Origin of the sequence: Clavibacter michiganensis (assembly GCF_016907085.1) — a bacterium.
Classification (GTDB): domain Bacteria; phylum Actinomycetota; class Actinomycetes; order Actinomycetales; family Microbacteriaceae; genus Clavibacter; species Clavibacter michiganensis_O.
In genome coordinates, this window is record NZ_JAFBBJ010000001.1 from 2,773,313 (window position 1) to 2,791,486 (window position 18,174).

General features: G+C 74.3%; 19 protein-coding genes. 7 read left to right on the forward strand and 12 right to left on the reverse strand.

The features are described 5' to 3' along the window. The first annotated feature begins 35 nt into the window (after window positions 1-35). The 4 genes from JOE38_RS13105 (at window position 36) to JOE38_RS13120 (ending at window position 4,532) form a co-directional block, all read left to right on the forward strand. A complete protein-coding gene (locus JOE38_RS13105; RefSeq protein ID WP_204576676.1) occupies window positions 36-1,067 on the forward strand; it encodes a LacI family DNA-binding transcriptional regulator in 1,032 nt (343 codons plus the stop codon). A gap of 113 nt (window positions 1,068-1,180) precedes the next feature. Next, on the forward strand, window positions 1,181-2,494 hold the full coding sequence (locus JOE38_RS13110; RefSeq protein ID WP_204576677.1) for an MFS transporter: 1,314 nt from the start codon (window positions 1,181-1,183) through the stop codon (window positions 2,492-2,494). After that, the gene (locus JOE38_RS13115) at window positions 2,491-3,312 is read left to right on the forward strand and encodes an alpha/beta hydrolase family protein (RefSeq protein WP_307838881.1); all 822 of its coding nucleotides are present in this window, start codon (window positions 2,491-2,493) and stop codon (window positions 3,310-3,312) included. Before JOE38_RS13110 ends, JOE38_RS13115 begins: the two co-directional genes overlap by 4 nt. Then, the gene (locus tag JOE38_RS13120; protein WP_204576678.1) at window positions 3,309-4,532 is read left to right on the forward strand and encodes a GDSL-type esterase/lipase family protein; all 1,224 of its coding nucleotides are present in this window, start codon (window positions 3,309-3,311) and stop codon (window positions 4,530-4,532) included. The genes JOE38_RS13115 and JOE38_RS13120 overlap by 4 nt, the downstream gene beginning before the upstream one ends. Here the strand turns inward: JOE38_RS13120 and JOE38_RS13125 are convergent. The 8 genes from JOE38_RS13125 to aspS form a co-directional block, all read right to left on the reverse strand. Beyond that, the gene (locus JOE38_RS13125; protein WP_204576679.1) at window positions 4,529-5,179 is read right to left on the reverse strand and encodes a DUF6518 family protein; all 651 of its coding nucleotides are present in this window, start codon (window positions 5,177-5,179) and stop codon (window positions 4,529-4,531) included. The genes JOE38_RS13120 and JOE38_RS13125 overlap by 4 nt on opposite strands. A gap of 79 nt (window positions 5,180-5,258) precedes the next feature. Further along, entirely contained in the window at window positions 5,259-5,474 is a 216-nt protein-coding gene (locus JOE38_RS13130) for a hypothetical protein (protein ID WP_204576680.1), read from the reverse strand. Between the two features lie 73 nt (window positions 5,475-5,547). Continuing rightward, entirely contained in the window at window positions 5,548-5,880 is a 333-nt protein-coding gene (locus tag JOE38_RS13135) for a DUF7882 family protein (protein ID WP_011931778.1), read from the reverse strand. Between the two features lie 177 nt (window positions 5,881-6,057). Next, window positions 6,058-6,603 (reverse strand): AAA family ATPase, encoded by a 546-nt coding sequence (locus JOE38_RS13140; protein WP_204576681.1) that lies wholly within the window; start codon window positions 6,601-6,603, stop codon window positions 6,058-6,060. Window positions 6,604-6,644: 41 nt separating this feature from the next. Beyond that, complete coding sequence (locus JOE38_RS13145; protein ID WP_204576682.1) at window positions 6,645-7,328, reverse strand: NAD(P)H-dependent oxidoreductase; 684 nt, start codon at window positions 7,326-7,328, stop codon at window positions 6,645-6,647. 49 nt (window positions 7,329-7,377) lie between these two features. Then, a complete protein-coding gene (locus JOE38_RS13150; RefSeq protein ID WP_307838882.1) occupies window positions 7,378-7,710 on the reverse strand; it encodes an ArsR/SmtB family transcription factor in 333 nt (110 codons plus the stop codon). Between the two features lie 28 nt (window positions 7,711-7,738). Then, window positions 7,739-8,884, reverse strand: a complete 1,146-nt coding sequence (locus tag JOE38_RS13155; protein ID WP_307838883.1) for an LCP family protein — start codon at window positions 8,882-8,884, stop codon at window positions 7,739-7,741. A gap of 264 nt (window positions 8,885-9,148) precedes the next feature. After that, on the reverse strand, window positions 9,149-10,459 hold the full coding sequence (gene aspS / locus JOE38_RS13160; RefSeq protein ID WP_204576683.1) for an aspartate--tRNA(Asn) ligase: 1,311 nt from the start codon (window positions 10,457-10,459) through the stop codon (window positions 9,149-9,151). A gap of 112 nt (window positions 10,460-10,571) precedes the next feature. Between aspS and JOE38_RS13165 the strand changes: the two genes are divergently transcribed. From JOE38_RS13165 to JOE38_RS13175, 3 genes are read left to right on the forward strand one after another with little or no spacing between them, the layout of a single operon-like run. Further along, window positions 10,572-11,390: a LamB/YcsF family protein gene (locus JOE38_RS13165; RefSeq protein ID WP_204576684.1), complete on the forward strand. Its 819-nt coding sequence runs from the start codon at window positions 10,572-10,574 to the stop codon at window positions 11,388-11,390. Then, entirely contained in the window at window positions 11,387-12,007 is a 621-nt protein-coding gene (locus JOE38_RS13170; RefSeq protein WP_204576685.1) for a 5-oxoprolinase subunit B family protein, read from the forward strand. Before JOE38_RS13165 ends, JOE38_RS13170 begins: the two co-directional genes overlap by 4 nt. Further along, complete coding sequence (locus tag JOE38_RS13175; protein ID WP_204576686.1) at window positions 12,004-12,921, forward strand: 5-oxoprolinase subunit C family protein; 918 nt, start codon at window positions 12,004-12,006, stop codon at window positions 12,919-12,921. Before JOE38_RS13170 ends, JOE38_RS13175 begins: the two co-directional genes overlap by 4 nt. A gap of 52 nt (window positions 12,922-12,973) precedes the next feature. On the opposite strand, the gene JOE38_RS13180 is transcribed toward JOE38_RS13175, so the two are convergent. The 4 genes from JOE38_RS13180 to JOE38_RS13195 all read right to left on the reverse strand — a co-directional run bounded on the left by JOE38_RS13180 (window position 12,974) and on the right by JOE38_RS13195 (window position 17,983). Continuing rightward, on the reverse strand, window positions 12,974-13,771 hold the full coding sequence (locus tag JOE38_RS13180) for a DUF2510 domain-containing protein (protein WP_204576687.1): 798 nt from the start codon (window positions 13,769-13,771) through the stop codon (window positions 12,974-12,976). A gap of 121 nt (window positions 13,772-13,892) precedes the next feature. Further along, on the reverse strand, window positions 13,893-16,382 hold the full coding sequence (locus tag JOE38_RS13185; protein ID WP_204576688.1) for an excinuclease ABC subunit UvrA: 2,490 nt from the start codon (window positions 16,380-16,382) through the stop codon (window positions 13,893-13,895). A 109-nt stretch (window positions 16,383-16,491) separates the two neighbouring features. Further along, window positions 16,492-16,704 (reverse strand): hypothetical protein, encoded by a 213-nt coding sequence (locus JOE38_RS13190; protein ID WP_086521079.1) that lies wholly within the window; start codon window positions 16,702-16,704, stop codon window positions 16,492-16,494. Window positions 16,705-16,939: 235 nt separating this feature from the next. Next, entirely contained in the window at window positions 16,940-17,983 is a 1,044-nt protein-coding gene (locus JOE38_RS13195) for a sigma-70 family RNA polymerase sigma factor (RefSeq protein WP_204576689.1), read from the reverse strand. Between the last annotated feature and the right edge of the window lie 191 nt (window positions 17,984-18,174).

Here is an 18,174-nt window from a genome sequence, read left to right on the forward strand (position 1 = left end):
CCGGCGAGGCGGCGTCGCCCGCGCCCCGACGGCGCGTGACGCTCGCGCAGGTGGCCGAGCGCGCCGGGGTCTCGCGCTCCGCGGTGTCGTTCGCGCTCACCGGGCGGACGGACCAGCGGCTCTCCATCGAGACGATCGCGCGGATCCGGGACGCGGCCGACGAGCTCGGCTACCGACCGAACATGACGGCCAGGACGCTGCGCACGGGCCGCTCGGGCACCGTGGCGCTCGTCTCGGACTTCGTGAGCAGCACGTCGCACGCGAACTCGATGGTGCGCGGGGCTCTCGACGCGCTGCGGGAGCGCGACACGATCCTCTTCACCGTCGACACGCAGGGCGACGACCTGCAGGAGGAGCAGCTGCTCGAGAGCCTGCTCGGCCGGACCATCGACGGGGTGCTCTACGCGTCGATGTTCACGCGCGTCGTGCGGACGCCCGCGCTGCTCGACCAGGTGCCCCACGTGCTGCTCAACTGCGTGCCCGAGTCGGGCGCCGCCCACGCCGTGGTGCCGGACGAGGAGGCCGCGGGATCCGACGCCGCGCGGGCGCTCCTCGAGCGGGGCCACCTCGAGCGGATCTGGTTCGTGGGCGGCCTCCCCGCCGGCATGACCGGCGGGCCCGCGTGGCGCGGCTGGGCGCCGGTCGCGCTCGCCGAGCGGCTGGCGGGGGTCCGCCGCGCGCTCGCCGAGGCGGGGGTCGCGCTCGCCGGCGTGCAGGAGGTGGCGCGCGACTGGGACATCGACGACGGGCGCGACGCCGTCGCCCGGCTGCTCGCGACGGGTGCCCGCCCGAGCGCCCTGGTCTGCGCGAACGACGCCGTGGCCGCGGGCGCCTACCAGGCGCTGCACCGCGCCGGGCTCCGCGTGCCGGAGGACGTCTCGGTGGTCGCGTTCGACGGCAGCGCGATCAGCCGCGCGCTGGATCCGCCCCTCGCCTCCGTCGCGCTGCCCCAGCTCGAGCTCGGCCGCCTCGCCGTCGAGCTGCTCTTCGACCGCTCGGCGGAGCCCGCCGTGCACCGCGTGCCGATGGCGCTGGTGCCGGGTGGGTCGATCGGCCCGGCGCGCTGAGGCGTCCTCCGTGGATCCCCGGCCGGATCTCGGCTAGAACGTTGTAGCATCCTGTCCGCGCGTCCGGTGCCCGACCGGGTCGCGATCTCACGACGCATACGAAGGAGTATGGGATGACTGCTGTCGATGGAGCCCTCAGGGGCCCGAACGCCTGGTGGGTGGGCTTCGTGTGCGGGATGGCGACGTTCGTCGACGCCGCCGCCACGACGGGCGTGGGCATCGCGCTCGTGCTCTTCCTCGCGCCGCCCACGGGAGGGCCAGGACTCCAGGGCGCGGAGGTCGGCTACCTCACGGCCGTGCTCACCGCCGGGGTCGCGGCCGGCTCCCTCCTCGGCGGCTGGGCGGGCGACCGGTTCGGCCGGCGCCGCGTCTTCCTGGTCACGATGACGCTCATCGTCATCGGGTCGGCCACGCCGTTCCTCGGCGTCTCGTTCGCGGCGCTGCTGCCCGGGATCGCGCTCATCGGCCTCGGCGTGGGCGCGGACCTGCCGGTGGCGCTCGCGACGATCTCGGAGGCGGCGACCGATCGGAACCGCGGCAAGATCCTCGTGTTCTCGAACCTGCTGGGCGGCTTCGGGATCCTGCTGGCCGTCGTCATCGGGATCGCGTTCGGCCAGGCCGGTCCCACCGGCGGCCACGTGATGTTCGGCGCGTTCGGCGTCGTCGGCGTCCTCGTGCTGCTGATGCGCGCGACCATCCCCGAGTCGGCGTCGTGGCTCGTCGCGCGGGCCGAGCGGGCGGACGGCGCGCGCACCGTGCGGGCGCAGCGGGGGCGGATCCGCGACCTCGGTCGGCCCGCGTACCGCCGGCCCTTCGTGACGCTGCTCGTGTACTACACGCTCGCCTCGCTCGCGATCAGCGTGGCGGGCAGCTTCGGCACGTACGTCGCCGTGAGCGTCGCCGGCGTCCCGGTGGACGAGTACCAGTCGTGGACGATCCTCGCGATGCCGGCCGCGGTCCTCGGCGCGCTGTGGTTCATGTCGGTCGCGGACACGCGGTTCCGCATGCCGTACTTCGTGATCGGGTCCGTCGTCGTGGTCGCGTCGAACCTCATCCCGGTGATCCTGGGCTTCAGCCTGCCGACGCTCGTCGTCTCGGTGGTGCTCTCGACGTTCGCGGGGGCGTTCTGCTTCGAGACGATCATGAAGGTCTGGACGCAGGAGTCGTTCCCGACCCTGCTCCGGTCGACCGCGCAGGGCACCGTGTACGGGGTGGCGCGCTTCGCCACGGCGGGGCTCAACGCCGTGACGCCCGCGCTCCTCGCGCTGAACCCGCAGGGCGTCTACGTCGGGGTGTCGGTGCTCGCGGCGGCGGGCTTCCTGATCGGCTGGATCGGGTTCCACCGCACGCGCGGCACGGCCTTCGACGTGGAGGACGAGCAGGTGCCCGCGACCGCGTCGGTGCGGACCGTCGAGGTGGCGGCGTGAGCGGCGGCGGCGTGCGCGGCGCGGGCGTCATGCGGATCCGGCCGTTCGAGGCGCGCGTGCGCGGGCTGGCGCTCCGGGGATCCCAGCACCTGGCGGAGGGGGAGGGGCCGCGGCCCACGGCGGTGCTGATGCACGGCTTCGGCGGGTCGCGCGTGGAGACGACCGGTGTGTTCGTCGCCCTCGCCCGGCGGCTCGCGGCGGCGGGGATCGGCGTCGTCGCCTACGACCGCGCGGGCCACGGGGAGAGCGACGGGGAGTTCCTCGACACGACCGTCACCGGCGACGTGGCCGACGCCCGGCGCGTCCTCGACGCCGTCCGCGCGCTGCCCGAGGTGGACGACGGCGACGTGCACCTCGTCGGCATGAGCCTCGGCGCGGTCGTGGCCTCGGTGGTCGCGGCGGAGGAGGGCGCGAGGATCCGGTCGCTCGCGATGTGGTCGACGGCCGCCGTGTTCGTCGACGACATCCGGGCCGGCACGATCCAGGGCCGTTCGCTCGCGTCCCTCGACGCGGACGGGTGGTTCGACTTCGCCGGGATGCGGATGGGCCCGGCGATGCGCGACGACGCGCTCGGCTTCGACCCGTACGCGCGGGCGGCCGGCTACCGGGGTCCCGCGCTGCTCCTCCACGGCACGGACGACTTCGTGCCGGTCGAGTACGCCCGGCGGTACGCCGCCCCCGAGGTGCTCGGCGACCGCGCCGAGCTCGTGGTGGTGGAGGGCGCGGACCACGGCTGGGCGCAGCTGCCGCAGCGCGACGAGGTGATCGCGCGGACGGTCGGCTTCGTGCGCGCGCACGCGGCGGGCGGGGACGCGTGAGCGCGGGCGGTGAGGTCGTCGAGCTGGACGGCGGGTCCGTCCGCGTCCACGGGCACCTCGCCCTGACGCCGGTGCCGGGCGGCGTGCGGCCGATCCGGCTGCCCGAGTCCGCGTGGCGCGACTTCCCGCCGGCGGGCGAGCTGCTGCGGGCGCAGGTGTCGACGGCGGCCGGGGTGCGGATCCGGTTCACGACCGCGGCGGACGAGGTGCGGCTGCGGGTGCGCTGCACGCGCATCCACTTCGACGAGCTGCCGGGGCCGCGCAACACGTTCGTCGCGGAGGTCGACGGCGTCGACCTGCCGCCCGTCCCGGCGCCGGTGGACGTCGTGCGCCGGATCACGCCGTCGGGCGACGCGGCCGAGGAGACGGCGGTCGGGGGTGGCGACGCGTCCGAGGTCGTGCTCCGCGGGCTCGGGCGCGGGCCGTCGACCGTGACCGTGTGGCTGCCGCAGGGGATGCTCGTGGACCTCGTCGGGATCGATGCCGGCGCGCCCGTGCGGGCCGCGGACCCGCTCGGGCTGCCGCGCTGGATCCACCACGGCAGCTCCATCAGCCACTGCGTCGAGGCGCCGGATCCGACGGGCGCGTGGCCCGTCGTCGCCGCGCGGAAGGCGGGCCTCGACCTCGTGGCCCTCGGCTTCGGCGGCCAGTGCATGCTCGACCCGTTCGTCGCGGACGCCATCGCGGCGGAGCCCGCCGACGTGATCTCGCTGAGCGTCGGCATCAACATCGTGGGCGCCCGGTCGATGGACCAGCGCACCTTCGTGCCCGCGCTGCACGGCTTCCTCGACCGCGTGCGACGCGGCCACCCGGACACGCCGATCGTGCTCGCCTCCTCGATCCTCTGGCCGGGCAGCGAGCACGTGCCCGGGCCCCCCGGCGTCGAGTTCCTGGACGACGGATCCGTGCGCTGCTTCGCGGCGGGCGACCCCGCCGACGTGCCGCGCGGGGCGCTCACGCTCGCGGAGTCGCGCCGGCACGTGGCGCACGTCGCGCGCGTGCGCGGTGAGGCGGGCGAGCGGATCGCGCACCTCGACGGCCTCGCGCTCTACGGGCCCGACGACCTCCCGCGGTTCGCGCTGCCGGACGGGCTGCATCCGGACGCGGGGCTCTACGCGGAGATGGGGGAGCGCTGGGTGACGCGCGTCTTCGCGGACGGCGGCCTGGTGCCGCGGGCGGGGCTCGGCGCGGTCGGGCGGCCCGCGGCGGGTCGTCCCTAGCCGCGCGCCGGAGCCGGCGACGCGTCCACCTGCCGCCGCCGCCCGCGCAGCACGGCCGCGGCGAGGAAGGCGACCGCGAGGACGATCTCGAGGGTCCAGTAGACCGGGCTGGTGGTGGCCGCGACGACGGTGAGCCCGAAGATCCCCTCCGCGACGAGCACGATGCTGAGCACGGCGACGCCCGCGATCGTCCACCCGCGCGACGCGTGCCGCACGAGCGCCGCGGCCAGGCCGATGACGGGGCCGGCGACCAGGCCGATCGGGATCCACATGGAGGAGAACGGGTCCGCGAAGAAGTACCCGCGCCACAGGCTCACGACCCCGTACGCCTCCACCATCGCGACGAAGGAGACGGCACCGAGCACGGCGCCGAGCAGCGGGCGCGCGCGGGAGAGCCACACGCCGAGGAAGGCGAGCATGCTCCAGCCGCCGGCCGAGTTGGCGAGCGAGCTCATCCACTCCGGGAGGAAGCCCTGCGCGGGGCTGGTGAGCCCGCCCACGACGAGGCTGAAGGCGAGGACGACGACCGTGGCGCGGAGCCCGGCCCGCAGGATCGCGCGCGCGGGCCGCCGCGAGGACGAGCGGGAAGGTCGGGCGGCGGCGGCAGCGGCACATGTGCGTCCGGCGGACGCGTCGGGTCGGGTCATGGCCTCACCCTCGCAGCGGTCCAGGGCCGGGTCGTCGGCCGAGCGGCCCATCCGCGTACGCGCTGGGATGCAGATGACGTCAGCCGCGCGGCCGGGCCTCGTCGAGGATCCGCACGGCCTCGTCGGCAGGGATGGTCCACGTGATGGTCGCCGTCACGCGCGCGACGCTGTCGCCGGAGACGCTGGTGCTCGCGAAGTCGACCTGCACGTCGCGCACCTCCCGGCCGAGGACGGTCGCGGACTCGGCGGCGGCGATGATCGCGTCGTCGTCGTAGGGCAGATTCGTGAGGGCCATGGGCGTCCTTATGGTGCGGGGCGGGCGTGGTCGGAGGGGCGCGGACGCGCGGGGAGCGTCCGGGCGGGCGGCGTCAGTCGGCGGGCGGCTCGGCGTGCGCGGCCGAGCCGTAGGGCGGCTCCGGCACCAGGTGCAGCCCGGATCCGGTGTTCGCGCTGTCCATGAGCAGGTCCACCCAGGCGGGGTTGATGGCGGGGACCCGGCTGCCCGAGAACCGGAAGTGCAGCGGGAGCTCGGGGGCGACCCACACCGTGCTGCGCCCGTCGCCCTCCGACGCCGGGTACTTCCACGAGAACGCGAAGCTCTCCCGGCGGCGGAGCTTGTTCAGCATCACGATCTGCAGGTGCGCGAGCGCGCGGTCGTCGATGGTGGTGCGGGTGGTGCTGTCGAAGATCAGCTGGCCCATGCCCTGCCCTCCTCCGTGTCCCGTCCTGGGTCCCCGTCGAGGGCGCGGATCCTGCGGATCCCGCAGCGTCGACGTCTCGGCGACCCGCGGGTGAGGACATCGAGTGATGATGCAGATATTACGGCAACAGAGGAAACACAGATCCGCCGGGCGGTCGACCGGTCGCCGGGCGGATCCCTACCGAGCGCCCGCGTCGAGCCAGGCGAGCGCTGCGCGCGCCACCTCGCGCGGGGTGCGGTCGTCGGTCGCGATCGTCGTCCCGTCGAGGCCGGACGCCCCGAGCCGCGCGGCGAGATCCGCGTGGCGGGCCAGGTGCCAGTCGCGCGCGGCACGCCGGTCGTCGTCGTAGCGGGAGCGCAGGCGCGCCTCGACGACCGCGGGCGACGCGGTCAGGAGCACGCACCGCACGTCGATCCCGAGGGCATCGCGGTACCGGTCGAGGTCGGCGCGCTCCGCGACCACCCCGCTGACCACGAGCTGCCGCGGCCCCGCCTCCTGGAACAGCGCCCACGTGGCGGCCATGGCCCGCGCCTCTACGAGGACGTTCTCCGGATCCCACGACGCGGGAGGCCACGACCGGTGGAACCAGTCGACGTCCATCAGGCTGAACGGCCGCCCGGCCTCGGCGAGCAGGTCGCCGATGCGCTCGAGCACGGCGCTCTTGCCGACGCCGTATGTGCCGTTCAGGAGGAGGGCGGGCGGGGATCCGGCGTCGACGGGCATGCGTCGATCCTGCCCGTGCCGGCGCGCGGGGGCGGCCGGCATCAGGTCGTCAGCTGCAGGACCCGCCGGGCCGCGATCGAGTCGAACGCCGCATGCACCTCGTGCAGCGCGGTCGCCCGCGCGGCGTCATCGAGGTGCGCCGGGCCGTACGTCACGACGGGCTCGAGGACGTCGTATCCCACGAAGCGCAGGGTGCCGTGGTGGATCGGGAACAGCAGCGCGTCGAGGTCGCCGAACCGCGATCCGGGGCCGAACGACCCGGGTGAGCCTCCCGTCGTGATGAGGAGCACGGCGCGTCGACCGACGAGGGCGGCCTCGTCGAACAGCCCGTGGTCGCCGCCGAAGACCGCGCCCATGACGAGGACCCGGTCGAGCCAGCCCTTGAGGATCGCCGGGACGGAGAACCACCAGAGCGGGAACGACAGCACGAGCAGGTCGGCCGCGAGGAGCGCGTCGAGCTGCCCGGCGACCGCGGGATCGAGCCGCCCGTCGCGGACGGCGGCCATCTGCTCGGCCTGCGGCTTGAAGCGCCCCTCGGCGTCGGGGAACTGGGCCCGCGCGAGCACCGGATCCCAGCCGGCCTCGTGCAGGTCGACGACCGTGACCGCGCAGCCCCGGGAGGCGAGGGCGCGTTCCGCCTCCCGCATCTGCGCCGTCGCGAACGACAGGGGCTCGGGGTGCGCGTGCACGATCAGGGCGGTGCGGGGGCTGTCGCGTGTCGTCATGGGATCACCATATCGACACATCGAAGATCATCGATGCGTAGGGTCGGGCTCAGATGACGTCGCCCAGCCCGCCCACGAGCTCGGCGATCCTCTCCTCGTCCCGCCGGTAGTGCGTGTACTTGCCGATCCGGCTCGAGGTCACGAGCCCCGCGCCCTCGAGCGCCGCCATGTAGGAGGAGACCGTCGACTGCGCAAGGCCCGACTTGAGCTGGATGTGGGTGACGCAGACGCCGTGCTCGCGCCGGTCGGCGATCGGCGCGTAGTCGGCGAACTCGCCCTCGGGATCGCGCAGCCACCGCATGATGCGCAGCCGCACGGGGTTCGCGAGGACCTTGAACACCTCGACGGCGTCGTCGTCGGCGTCGGGTCGGAAGCGGGGCACGCCCCATCCTCTCGCGGCGGGCGCGCCGCTACCGCGCGTTGGAGCAGGTCTCGGCCGCGGCCGTCTGCCCCGTCGCGTTCGAGGGCAGCACGGCTACGGGCGACGGATCCGCGGTCGGGGTCCCGGGATCCGCCGGCGCCGCATCCGCGGGCGGGGCCTCGACACCCGCGCCCGTGCTGTCGGGCGCGAGCGAGAAGTCCGCGTCGTCGGCGATGAGCTGCATCATCTGCGTCCCGCCCTGCACGTCCTGGGCGACCCGGCCGCTCTCGAGCCGGGTGCTCGGGTACTGCACGAACACGAACCTGTCGAGCGGGATCCCCGTCAGCGTCAGCGCGAGGGACGCGATCGCGGTCGGGTCGTCCAGGGACGTCGACAGGCTCATGTTCTCGACGGCCGCGCGGGCGATGCCGTAGAGCTTCGCGGGGTTCGTCAAGGTGTCGGTGCTCGTGATCGTGAGGACGAGGGCGCTGAGGAACACCTGCTGGTTGCTGATCCGGTCGATGTCGCTGTTGTCGCCGATGCCGTAGCGGGTGCGGAGGAACTGCACGGCGGTCTCGCCCTGGAGCGGCTGCGGGCCGGCGCCGAGGTCCAGGTCGGTCTTCCTGTCCTCGATCGGGTTGACCAGGCACACGGTGACGCCGCCCACCGCGTTCGACATGGCGACGACCCCGGTGAACTGGACGACGCCACCGTGGGGGATCTCGAGGCCCGTGATGGACTCCACCGTGCGCACGACGCAGTCCAGCCCGCCGTTCGAGAGCGCCGAGTTGATCGGGGCGCCGCTCTCGGCGGATCCCCCCGGTGAGGTGCTGGACCGGGGGCACGCCGGCCGGTCGATCAGCATGTCGCGCGGGAACGACACGACCGTGGCGCGCGTGTGGTCCTCGCTGAGGTGCAGGAGCATCGTCACGTCGTTGTTGTCCGCGCCACCCACCTTCCGCAGGTCGCCGTACCCGTCGCCCTGGTCCTTCCGGCTGTCGCTGCCGACCAGCAGGACGTTCGCGCCCCCGTCGATCCCGCCGATGGACGGGGGCGGCGCCTGCCCGTCGTCGATGTCGACCGAGTTCGCCTCGACGGTGCGCGCGAGGTCCCACGCGGCGAACGCCGCGACGGATCGGGTGCTCGCGATCACCACGGCCGTCACCGCGCCCAGCGCCTTCACCGCGGTGCGCACCCCGCTGGGCCTCCGCAGTCAGCCGTGCCGGGCGGTGCCGGGCGCGATGCGCGGGTCGGGTCGCTTCTCCGGTGACAAGGGGGCTCCTCGGCGTCGTGCAGGGGCCGTCCCGGTCGGATCGGCGGTGCCTCAAACGCTACGGACCCGGCCTCGGCACCGGTTCCCCCGAGCGATGCAGATGCCCGCCCCCGACGCCGCGCCCTCGCGCACGCGGAACGGCCCGACCCCCTGCTGAGGGGATCGGGCCGTCCGGTGGAGCGGGACCTACGGGGCGAGCCGGTTCGGCCCGCGGAAGAGGTAGGTGACCTCGCGCAGGTTCGACTGGTGCAGCAGGAGCATCAGCACGCGGTTGAGGCCCATGCCGAATCCGCCGTGCGGGGGCACGCCGTAGCGGAAGAAGTCGAGGTACGAGCCGAGCTCCTCCGGGTCGAGGCCCTTCTCGCGGGCCTGCGCCTCGAGCACCTCGACGCGGTGCTCGCGCTGCGCTCCCGTGGTGATCTCGACGCCGTTCCAGATGAGGTCGTAGCTGTTCGTGATCGACGGGTCCTCGGCGTTCCGCATGTGGTAGAACGGCCGGATCGTCGACGGGTAGTCCGTGAGGAACACGAACTCGTGGCCGAACTCCTCCATCACGTGCGCCGCGATCTGGCGCTCGCCCTCGGGGTCGAGGTCGTCGTCGGCGCGGTCGATTACGTGGCCGCGCTTCGCGACGATGTCCTTGGCCTCGAGCAGCGGGATCCGCGGGAACGGGATGCTCGGCACGGTCACCTCCACGTCGAACAGCTCGCGGATCTCGTCGCCGTGCTTCTCCTTCACCGCGGTGAGCGCGGCGACGATGAGCTCCTCCTGGAGGCGGGCGACGTCCTCGTGGCTCTCGATCCAGCTGATCTCCGCGTCCACCGAGGTGAACTCGGTCGCGTGGCGCGAGGTGAAGGACGGGTCGGCGCGGAACGCCGGGCCGACCTCGAACATCTTGCCGAAGCCGGCGGACTGCGCCATCTGCTTGAAGAACTGCGGGCTCTGCGCGAGGTACGCGACGCCGTCGAAGTAGTCGACCTTGAACAGCTCGGCGTTCGACTCGGAGGGCGTGGCCATGAGCTTGGGGGAGAAGACCTCGATGAAGTCGTGCTCGACCCAGTAGGTGCGCAGCGCGTGGACCAGCGTGGTCTGCACGCGGAAGATGAGCGAGTTGCGGGGCGCGCGCAGGTCGATGAAGCGCCAGTCGAGGCGCTTGTCGATGGAGGAGTCGGCCGCGATGGGCGTCTCCGGGATGGCGGCGGCCGCGACCTCGATGCCGGACAGGCCGATCTCCAGGCCGCCGAGCTTCACGCGCTCGTCGTGCTTGAGCGTGCCCGTGGCGGTGAGGAAGGTGCCGGCCGCGAGACCCGAGATGGTGTCGGCGGTCGCGTCCTCGTCGCCCTGGCGCTTGTAGGTGAGCTGCACCGCGCCGGACTCGTCGCGGAGGATCACGAACTGGATCTTCTTCTGATCCCGGACGGTCTCGACCCAGCCGGAGACGGCCACGTCCCCGTCGTCGAGGGCGGCCAGGTTCTTGATGAGGGTGCGGGTAGTCACGGTCGTCGAGTCTATCCGCGCCGCTGTCGGGCCGGTCGCCCCACGGGCCGCCTAGCCTGGTGGGGACGGCCCCGCGGCGAGCGACGGCCGCGCCCGGTGCAGGGGAGACGCCATGCAGATCGACCTCAACAGCGACCTGGCCGAGTCCTTCGGCCGCTGGACCCTCGGCGACGACGACGCGATGCTCGACGTCGTCTCGAGCGCGAACGTCGCGTGCGGGTTCCACGCGGGGGATCCGCTGGTCATGCTGCACGCGCTCGAGCGCGCGGCCCGCAACGGCGTCGCGGTCGGCGCGCATGTGGCCTACCGCGACCTCGCGGGCTTCGGCCGGCGCGACCTCGACGCCTCGCCCGCCGAGCTCACGGGCGACGTGCTCTACCAGCTGGCCGCGATCTCCGGCATGGCCCGCACGGTCGGCGCGCGGGTCTCGTACATCAAGCCGCACGGCGCGCTCTACAACCGCATCGCGCACGATCCCGTGCAGGCGCAGGCCGTGGTGGACGCGGTCGTGGCGCTGGATCCAGCGCTCCCCGTGCTCGGGCTGCCGGGCTCCGAGATCCTCCGGCTCGCGGCGGCCGCCGGCCTGCCGACGCGCGTCGAGGCCTTCACCGACCGCGCGTACACGCCCGAGGGCGCGCTCGTGTCCCGGCGGCAGGAGGGCGCGGTGATCCACGACCCGGCCGAGGTCGCGGCCCGCTCCGTGCGCATGGCGACCGAGGGCACGGTCGTCGCGATCGACGGATCCGTGGTGCGGCTCGACCCCGACTCCCTCTGCCTGCACAGCGACACCCCCGGCGCCGTGGGGCTGGCGCGCGCGGTGCGGGACGCGCTCGAGGCGGCGGGCGTCGAGATCCGGCCGGTGCCGGACGCGGGAGCCGCCGCCTCGCCCGAGCGCCGCGCGCTCCCCGCCCGTGACCGGCGCGCCCTGTGACCCTCCGGCTCCTGCCGTGCGGCGCCGCCGCCGTGATGCTCGACCTCGACTCGCTCGACGAGGTCCTGCGCCTGCAGCCCGTGCTCGACGCGACCCGGCCACGCGGCGTCGTCGACATCGTGCCGGGCGCGCGCAGCATTCTCGTCACGGTGGATCCGCACGTGCTCCCGCTCGCCGCCGCCCGCGCCTGGGCGCTCGCCGCCCGACCCGCCGACGAGGCGGGCGCCCGCGGCGGCGCGCCCGTCGAGATCGACGTGGTCTACGACGGCGATGACCTGGCCGACGTGGCCGCGCTCCTCGGCATCGGCGTGCGCGAGGTCGTCGAGCGGCACACCTCCGGTGTCTGGACGGTCGCGTTCGGCGGCTTCGCCCCCGGCTTCGGCTATCTGGCGGGCGTCCCCGGCCTCGAGGTGCCGCGCCGCGCGTCGCCGCGGCCGCGCGTCCCGGCCGGCGCCGTCGCGCTCGCGGGCGAGTTCAGCGGCATCTACCCGCGCGTCTCGCCGGGCGGCTGGCAGCTCATCGGCACCACGCCGGCGGTGCTGTGGGATCCGGAGCGCGAGCCGGCTGCGCTGCTGCAGCCCGGATCCGCGGTGCGCTTCCGCGAGGTGGCGGCGTGAGCGACGCGGCGGTCGGACGCCGCGGGCGCCGCGCGACGGCCGTCGCCGCCCCCGGCCTCGTGGTCGAGCGCACCGGCCCGCTCATGCTCGTGCAGGACGCGGGCCGACCCGGACACGGCGGCATCGGCGTCTCGCCGTCGGGCGCGCTGGATCCCCGCGCCCTCGCCGACGCCAACCTCCTCGTCGGCAACGACCCCGGCGCGGCTGGCCTCGAGATCGTGCTCGGCGGCGCCGTGCTGCGGGCGACGGCCGCCGTGTGGGTCGCGGTCACGGGCGCCGTCGGACCGCTCGTCCGCACGGTGGGCCGGGGATCCCGACCCGCGCCGTACGCCGCGGCGGTCCTGCTCGACGCCGGCGACGCCCTCGAGATCGGCGCGGCCGTCGCCGGCGTCCGCTGGTACCTGGCGGTGCGCGGCGGGATCGACGTCGCGCCCGTCCTCGGCTCGCGCGCCACCGACCTGCTCTCGCGCGTGGGACCGGCGCCCGTCGCGGTCGGCGACGTGCTGCCCGTCGGATCCGCGCCCGCCCAGCCCGTGCCCCCGATCGACGCGCTCGCCGTCTCCGCGCCCGCCGCCGGCGAGGTGGTCCTCCGCGTGACGCCCGGCCCGCGCCTCGACTGGTTCGCCGACGGGTCCTGGGCCGCGCTCCGCGGCCACGCGTGGGAGGTGACCGCCGAGGCCGACCGCGTGGGCGTGCGCCTCGACGGCGATCCGCTCGAGCGGCGGATCCCCGGCGAGCTCCCCAGCGAGGGCGTCGTCACGGGCGCGCTCCAGGTGCCGCCTTCGGGCCGGCCGATCCTGTTCCTCGCCGACCACCCGATGACGGGCGGCTACCCGGTGATCGGCGTGGTCGCGCGCGACGACGTCCGCCTCGCCGCGCAGCTGCGCCCCGGCCAGCGCGTCCGCTTCGTGTGAGCGGACGCCCCGACCGGGGCGCGGGACGTGCGGCGGGCGGGCCGCCTGCGGATCAGTAGCGGCCGGTGCCGTACATCTGCATCGTCGAGGTGAAGACCTCCACGGCCTTGACGATGGCGATGAAGGCGACGATCACGTTCAGCCCGACCCAGAGCCAGATCGGCGACAGCGCGTTCGCGGGCGCACCCTGGATGCGGCGACGGACGATGATCGACCGCCCGATCAGGTAGACGCCGCCGACGACGGGCACGAACGCCCACGCCCAGTGGAAGGGGCGCGCGATGCCGCGGCGCGTGAGGTCGCGCCAGTCGACGAAGGCGAGCGCGACGGATCCGCCCCATACGAGGAACTGGACGAGGCTGCTGAGCGCCGACGCCACGAGGGCGTCCGGTCGCGGGCCGCGCGGGTTCACCTCGAGGGCGCTGCTGTAGTCGACGTTCAGCGCGAGCACGATGGAGACGACGGGCAGCGCCGCGAGCACCCAGATCGCCCAGGTGTACGGGGACGTGGACGCGGGCACCTGGGGCGGCGGGGTCGGCGCGGACGCCGCCGGCGCGTACCCGCCCTGCGCGTAGGGCTGCTGCGAGTACGGCTGCTGCGCGTACGGCTGCGCGGGAGCCTGCTGCCCGTACGCCGGCGGCACCGCGGCGGGCGCGGCCGGCGCCTCCGGGGCGACGTGACCGGAGGCCGGAGCGGCGGCGGGCTCGGCCGCGGCCGTCGATGCGGCGGCCGGCGCGTCCGCCAGGTGGTCGGTCCAGCGGGTGCCGTCCCACCAGCGCAGGCGGTCGGATCCCGCGGGGTCCGCGTACCAGCCCGCGGGCGTGGAGGGTGTTCCGGTCGAGTCAGTCACGAGGTGCTCCTAGGACGAGGTGCGGGATGCCGATGGCCGCGTCGGGCGCGCCGGGGCGCGGACGCCAAGACGTCAGACTACCCACGTCGCGCTGGGCCCGCGCCGTCCCGCGCGACCGCGTTCAGGACGCGTCGAGCCGCCGCGCGAGGTACGGCGCCGTGCGGCTCCCCGCGGTGTCGGCGACCTCCCGCGGGGTGCCCTGCGCCACGATCCGCCCGCCCTGGTCGCCGCCCGACGGCCCGAGGTCGATCACCCGGTCGGCGTCCGCCACCACGTCCATCTCGTGCTCGACCACGACGACCGTGTTGCCCGCGTCCACGAGCCCCTGCAGCTGGCGGAGGAGGAGCACCACGTCGGCCGGGTGCAGGCCCGTGGTCGGCTCGTCCAGCAGGTAGAGGGTGTGGCCGCGCGGCGCCCGCTGCAGCTCGGTGGCCAGCTTGATCCGCTGCGCCTCGCCGCCCGACAGCTCGGTCGCGGGCTGGCCGAGCCTGAGGTAGCCGAGCCCCACGTCGCGGAGGGTCGCGAGGGCGCGCGCGGCGAGCGGCACGTCGGCGAGGAAGCCGTGCGCCTCGTCCACCGTCATCGCCAGCACGTCGGCGATGGACTTCCCGTGGTATTCGATCTCGAGGGTGGCGGGCTCGTAGCGGGCGCCGTGGCACGTGGGGCACGGGCCGTAGGAACCGGGGAGGAAGAGGAGCTCGACGGTCACGGATCCCTCGCCCTGGCAGGTCTCGCACCGCCCGCCCGCGACGTTGAACGAGAACCGGCCGGCGCCGTATCCGCGGGCGCGTGCCTCGTCCGTGGACGCGTACGTACGCCGCACGGCGTCGAAGAGCCCGGTGTAGGTGGCGAGCGTCGAGCGCGGCGTGCGGCCGATGGGGCGCTGGTCCACCGACACGAGCCGGTCGACGGCGTCGGCGCCCTCCACCCGGGCGATGCGCGCCGGGCCCGATGCGTCGTCGGCCGCGTCGGCGTCGTCGGAGGCCTCGACCACCACGCGGTCGGGCGCGAGCGATGCCCGCAGCAGGTCCGGCAGCACGCGGCTCACGAGCGTCGACTTGCCGGATCCGGACACGCCCGTCACCGCGACCATCACCCCGAGCGGGATCTCCACGTCGAGGTCCACGAGGTTGTGCAGCGTCACGCCCGTAGCCCGGATGCTCCCGGTCGGCGTGCGCGGCGTGCGGTCCACCCGCGCCGGTGCGAGGTCGGGGAAGAGGTGCGGCCGGGTCGCGGAGGCCTCCACCTCGCGGAGCCCGTCGACGGGACCGCTGTAGACGACGGATCCGCCCGCCTGCCCCGCGCCCGGCCCCACGTCCACGATCCAGTCGGACCGCCGCACGACGTCCATGTCGTGCTCGACCACGAACACCGAGTTGCCGGAGTCGCGCAGCTGCTCGAGCACCTCCAGCAGCGGCTCGGCGTCGGCCGGATGCAGTCCCGCCGACGGCTCGTCGAGCACGTAGACCACGCCGAACAGCCCCGACCGCAGCTGCGTCGCGAGCCGGAGCCGCTGCATCTCGCCGGGGGAGAGCGTCGTGGTGACACGTCCGAGGCTGAGGTAGCCGAGCCCGAGGTCCACGAGCACGGCGAGGCGCGCGACGAGGTCGGTCGTGATGGTGACGGCCACGTCGCCCATGCCGTCCGTCGGCGCGATGGCCGTCGCGAGGTCCGCGAGCGTCAGCGCGTTGAGCTCCTGGATGCTGCGGCCCGCGAAGGTCACGGCCAGCGCCTCGGGCGTCAGGCCGCTCCCGCCGCAGCGCTCGCACGTCCCCGAGACCATGCGGGCGAGCGCCGCCTCGCGCAGGCGCGGGCTCGCGGAGTCGGCGAGCGTGTGCAGCACGTAGGAGCGCGCGCTCCAGAACCGCCCGTTGTAGGGCTTCGCCACGCGGTCGCGCTGCGGCGTGATCTGCACCACCGGCTGCTCCTCGGTGAACAGCAGCCAGTCCCGCGCGTCCTGCGGGAGCTCCCGCCACGGCACGTCCACGTCGTACCCGAGCGCGATGACGATGTCGCGCAGGTTCTTGCCCTGCCAGGCGCCCGGCCACGCGGCGACGGCGCCCTCGCGGATCGTGAGCGACGGATCCGGCACGAGCGATGCCTCGGTGACGGTGTGCGCGACGCCCAGGCCGTGGCACACCGGGCACGCGCCCGCGGCGGTGTTCGGCGAGAACGCGTCGGAGTCGAGCCGGCCCTGGCCCGCGGGGTAGGTGCCGGCGCGCGACATGAGCATCCGCAGCGAGTTGGAGAGCGTGGTCACGGTGCCGACGGTCGAGCGCGTGCTCGGGGCACCGCGGCGCTGCTGCAGCGCGACCGCGGGCGGCAGGCCGGTGATGCTCTCGACGTGCGGCGTCTGCTCCTGCCGGATCAGCCGGCGCGCGTACGGCGCCACCGATTCGAAGAACCGCCGCTGCGCCTCGGCGTAGACGGTGCCGAACGCGAGCGACGACTTGCCGGATCCCGAGACGCCCGTGAAGGCGACGATCCGGTCCCGCGGGATGTCCACGTCCACGTCGCGGAGGGTGTTCTCGGACGCTCCGCGCACCCGGACGAAGCCGTCGGAGCGGTCGTTGGGAGAGGATGCGGGCGGGCGGATCTCGGAGGAAGGCACCTGCTCGACCCTAGGCCTGCGCGCGCGCCACCGTCGATCCGGTGCGTGCGACGCCGCGAGGTGCTACGGATCCCGGGCGGGCGGGTGCGCCGCCCGCCCGGGGGCCGGATCAGCCGAGCGCGCCGCGCGCCTCCTGCAGGGTGGGGAAGTCGCCGACATCGCGGCCGAGGCGGTCGGTGACGTGGAAGCCCGCGCCCCACCGCTCCTCGGAGAGCCCCGCGAACTCGTCGCCGCGTCGGGCGACCCAGAGCCCCGCGGCGACGGGGGACCAGCTGATGCCGGGGATGTCGGTCTGGCCGGGTGCGGCCTGCGTGAGAGCCATTGCTCCTCCTTCTCCGCGGCTCGTCGTCGAGACCGCGTGCTGTCGTCGGCGACGGGGATGCGCGTCGCGACGCCTTCCGATGGGATGGAACCCGACTGTATGCGCACTAACGACTAGTGGGCGTTCTTCCGGGCGGATCCGGAGCTTGGGGGCCGCGGCCGGACATCCCGACGGCCCGCGGACGACGGAGGGCCGCCCGCGCTCATGCGGACGGCCCTCTCGTGTCGCGGCGCCATCAGCCGCGGATGTACGTCTCCAGCTCGGGGATGCGGAGCTTCGCGAGCACCTTCTTCTCGATCTGGCGCACGCGCTCCCGCGTCACCCCGAGCTGCTGGCTGACGAAGGCGAGCGAGCGCGGCTCGAGGCCGGCGAGGCCGAAGCGCATCCGCACGACCTCGGCGTCGCGCTCGGCGAGCCCGTCGATGAGGCGCATGACGTGCGCGGCCATGAGCTGCTGCGTCACCACGTCGATGGGCTGCGTGACGTCGGCGTCCTCGATGAGGTCGGCCATCTCGGTGTCGCCGTCGCCGCCGCTGCCGCCCACGAGGACCTGCAGCGACATGGGCTCCTGCGCGCGGTCGAGCAGGTAGCGCACCTTGGTGACCGGGGTGTCGGACTCGCGCGCGATCTCCTCCATGGAGGGGTCGCGGCCGAGCTCCACCGCGAGCTCGCGCTGCACGGCGTTGATCCGGTTGATGTGCTCGACCGTGTGCACCGGGATGCGGATCGTGCGGCTCGTGTCGGCCATGCCGCGGGTGATGGACTGCTTGATCCACCACGACGCGTAGGTCGAGAACTTGAAGCCGGCCTGGTAGTCGAACTTCTCGACGGCCCGGACGAGGCCCATGTTGCCCTCCTGGATCAGGTCCAGGAACGGCAGCCCGCGGCCCGTGTAGCGCTTGGCGATGCTGACGACAAGGCGCAGGTTCGCGTTGACGAGGTGCTGCTTGGCGCGCATCCCGTCCTGCGCGAGCGTCTGGTACTCGCGGCGCTCGGCCGGGGTGAGGTCGGTGCGGGTGTCGAGGACCTCCTGCGACAGCACGCCCACCTCGATGCGGCGGGCCACGGTCACCTCCTGCTCGGCGGTGAGCAGCGGCACGCGGCCGATCTGGCGGAGGTAGTCCTTGACGGCGTCGGTGCTCGCGCCCGGCGTGACGAGCGACGGCTCGGGGAGGTCGGAGTCCGCGTACGGATCGACGGGGCGGATGGACTCGACCTGGTCGAGCTCGGTGTCGGAGGTGGTCTCGGCGGCCGTGGGCCGGGTCGGTGTCATCGTCATGGTGCCCGTTCCTTCCGTGCCGTCGCGGACGGCATCGTCATGCGGGCCCGCGTCCGTTCGACGAGGGTCACTGCGAGGTCCCGTGCTCCACGGGGCTCTCGCCGGGAGGCCGGATCACGACCTCGAGCACCTAACTTAGCGTGCGATTCCTTTGGGGCCCAACTGTTCGTATACGCGCGTAATATCCGGCC

Coding starts and splice junctions, on each gene's coding strand:
- JOE38_RS13110 (WP_204576677.1), top strand. CDS start 1,181: ATGACTGCTGTCGATGGAGCCCTCAGGGGCCCGAACGCCTGGTGGGTG.
- JOE38_RS13125 (WP_204576679.1), bottom strand. CDS start 5,179: ATGACCCGACCCGACGCGTCCGCCGGACGCACATGTGCCGCTGCCGCC.
- JOE38_RS13130 (WP_204576680.1), bottom strand. CDS start 5,474: ATGGCCCTCACGAATCTGCCCTACGACGACGACGCGATCATCGCCGCC.
- JOE38_RS13135 (WP_011931778.1), bottom strand. CDS start 5,880: ATGGGCCAGCTGATCTTCGACAGCACCACCCGCACCACCATCGACGAC.
- JOE38_RS13140 (WP_204576681.1), bottom strand. CDS start 6,603: ATGCCCGTCGACGCCGGATCCCCGCCCGCCCTCCTCCTGAACGGCACA.
- JOE38_RS13145 (WP_204576682.1), bottom strand. CDS start 7,328: ATGACGACACGCGACAGCCCCCGCACCGCCCTGATCGTGCACGCGCAC.
- JOE38_RS13165 (WP_204576684.1), top strand. CDS start 10,572: ATGCAGATCGACCTCAACAGCGACCTGGCCGAGTCCTTCGGCCGCTGG.
- JOE38_RS13190 (WP_086521079.1), bottom strand. CDS start 16,704: ATGGCTCTCACGCAGGCCGCACCCGGCCAGACCGACATCCCCGGCATC.
- JOE38_RS13195 (WP_204576689.1), bottom strand. CDS start 17,983: ATGACGATGACACCGACCCGGCCCACGGCCGCCGAGACCACCTCCGAC.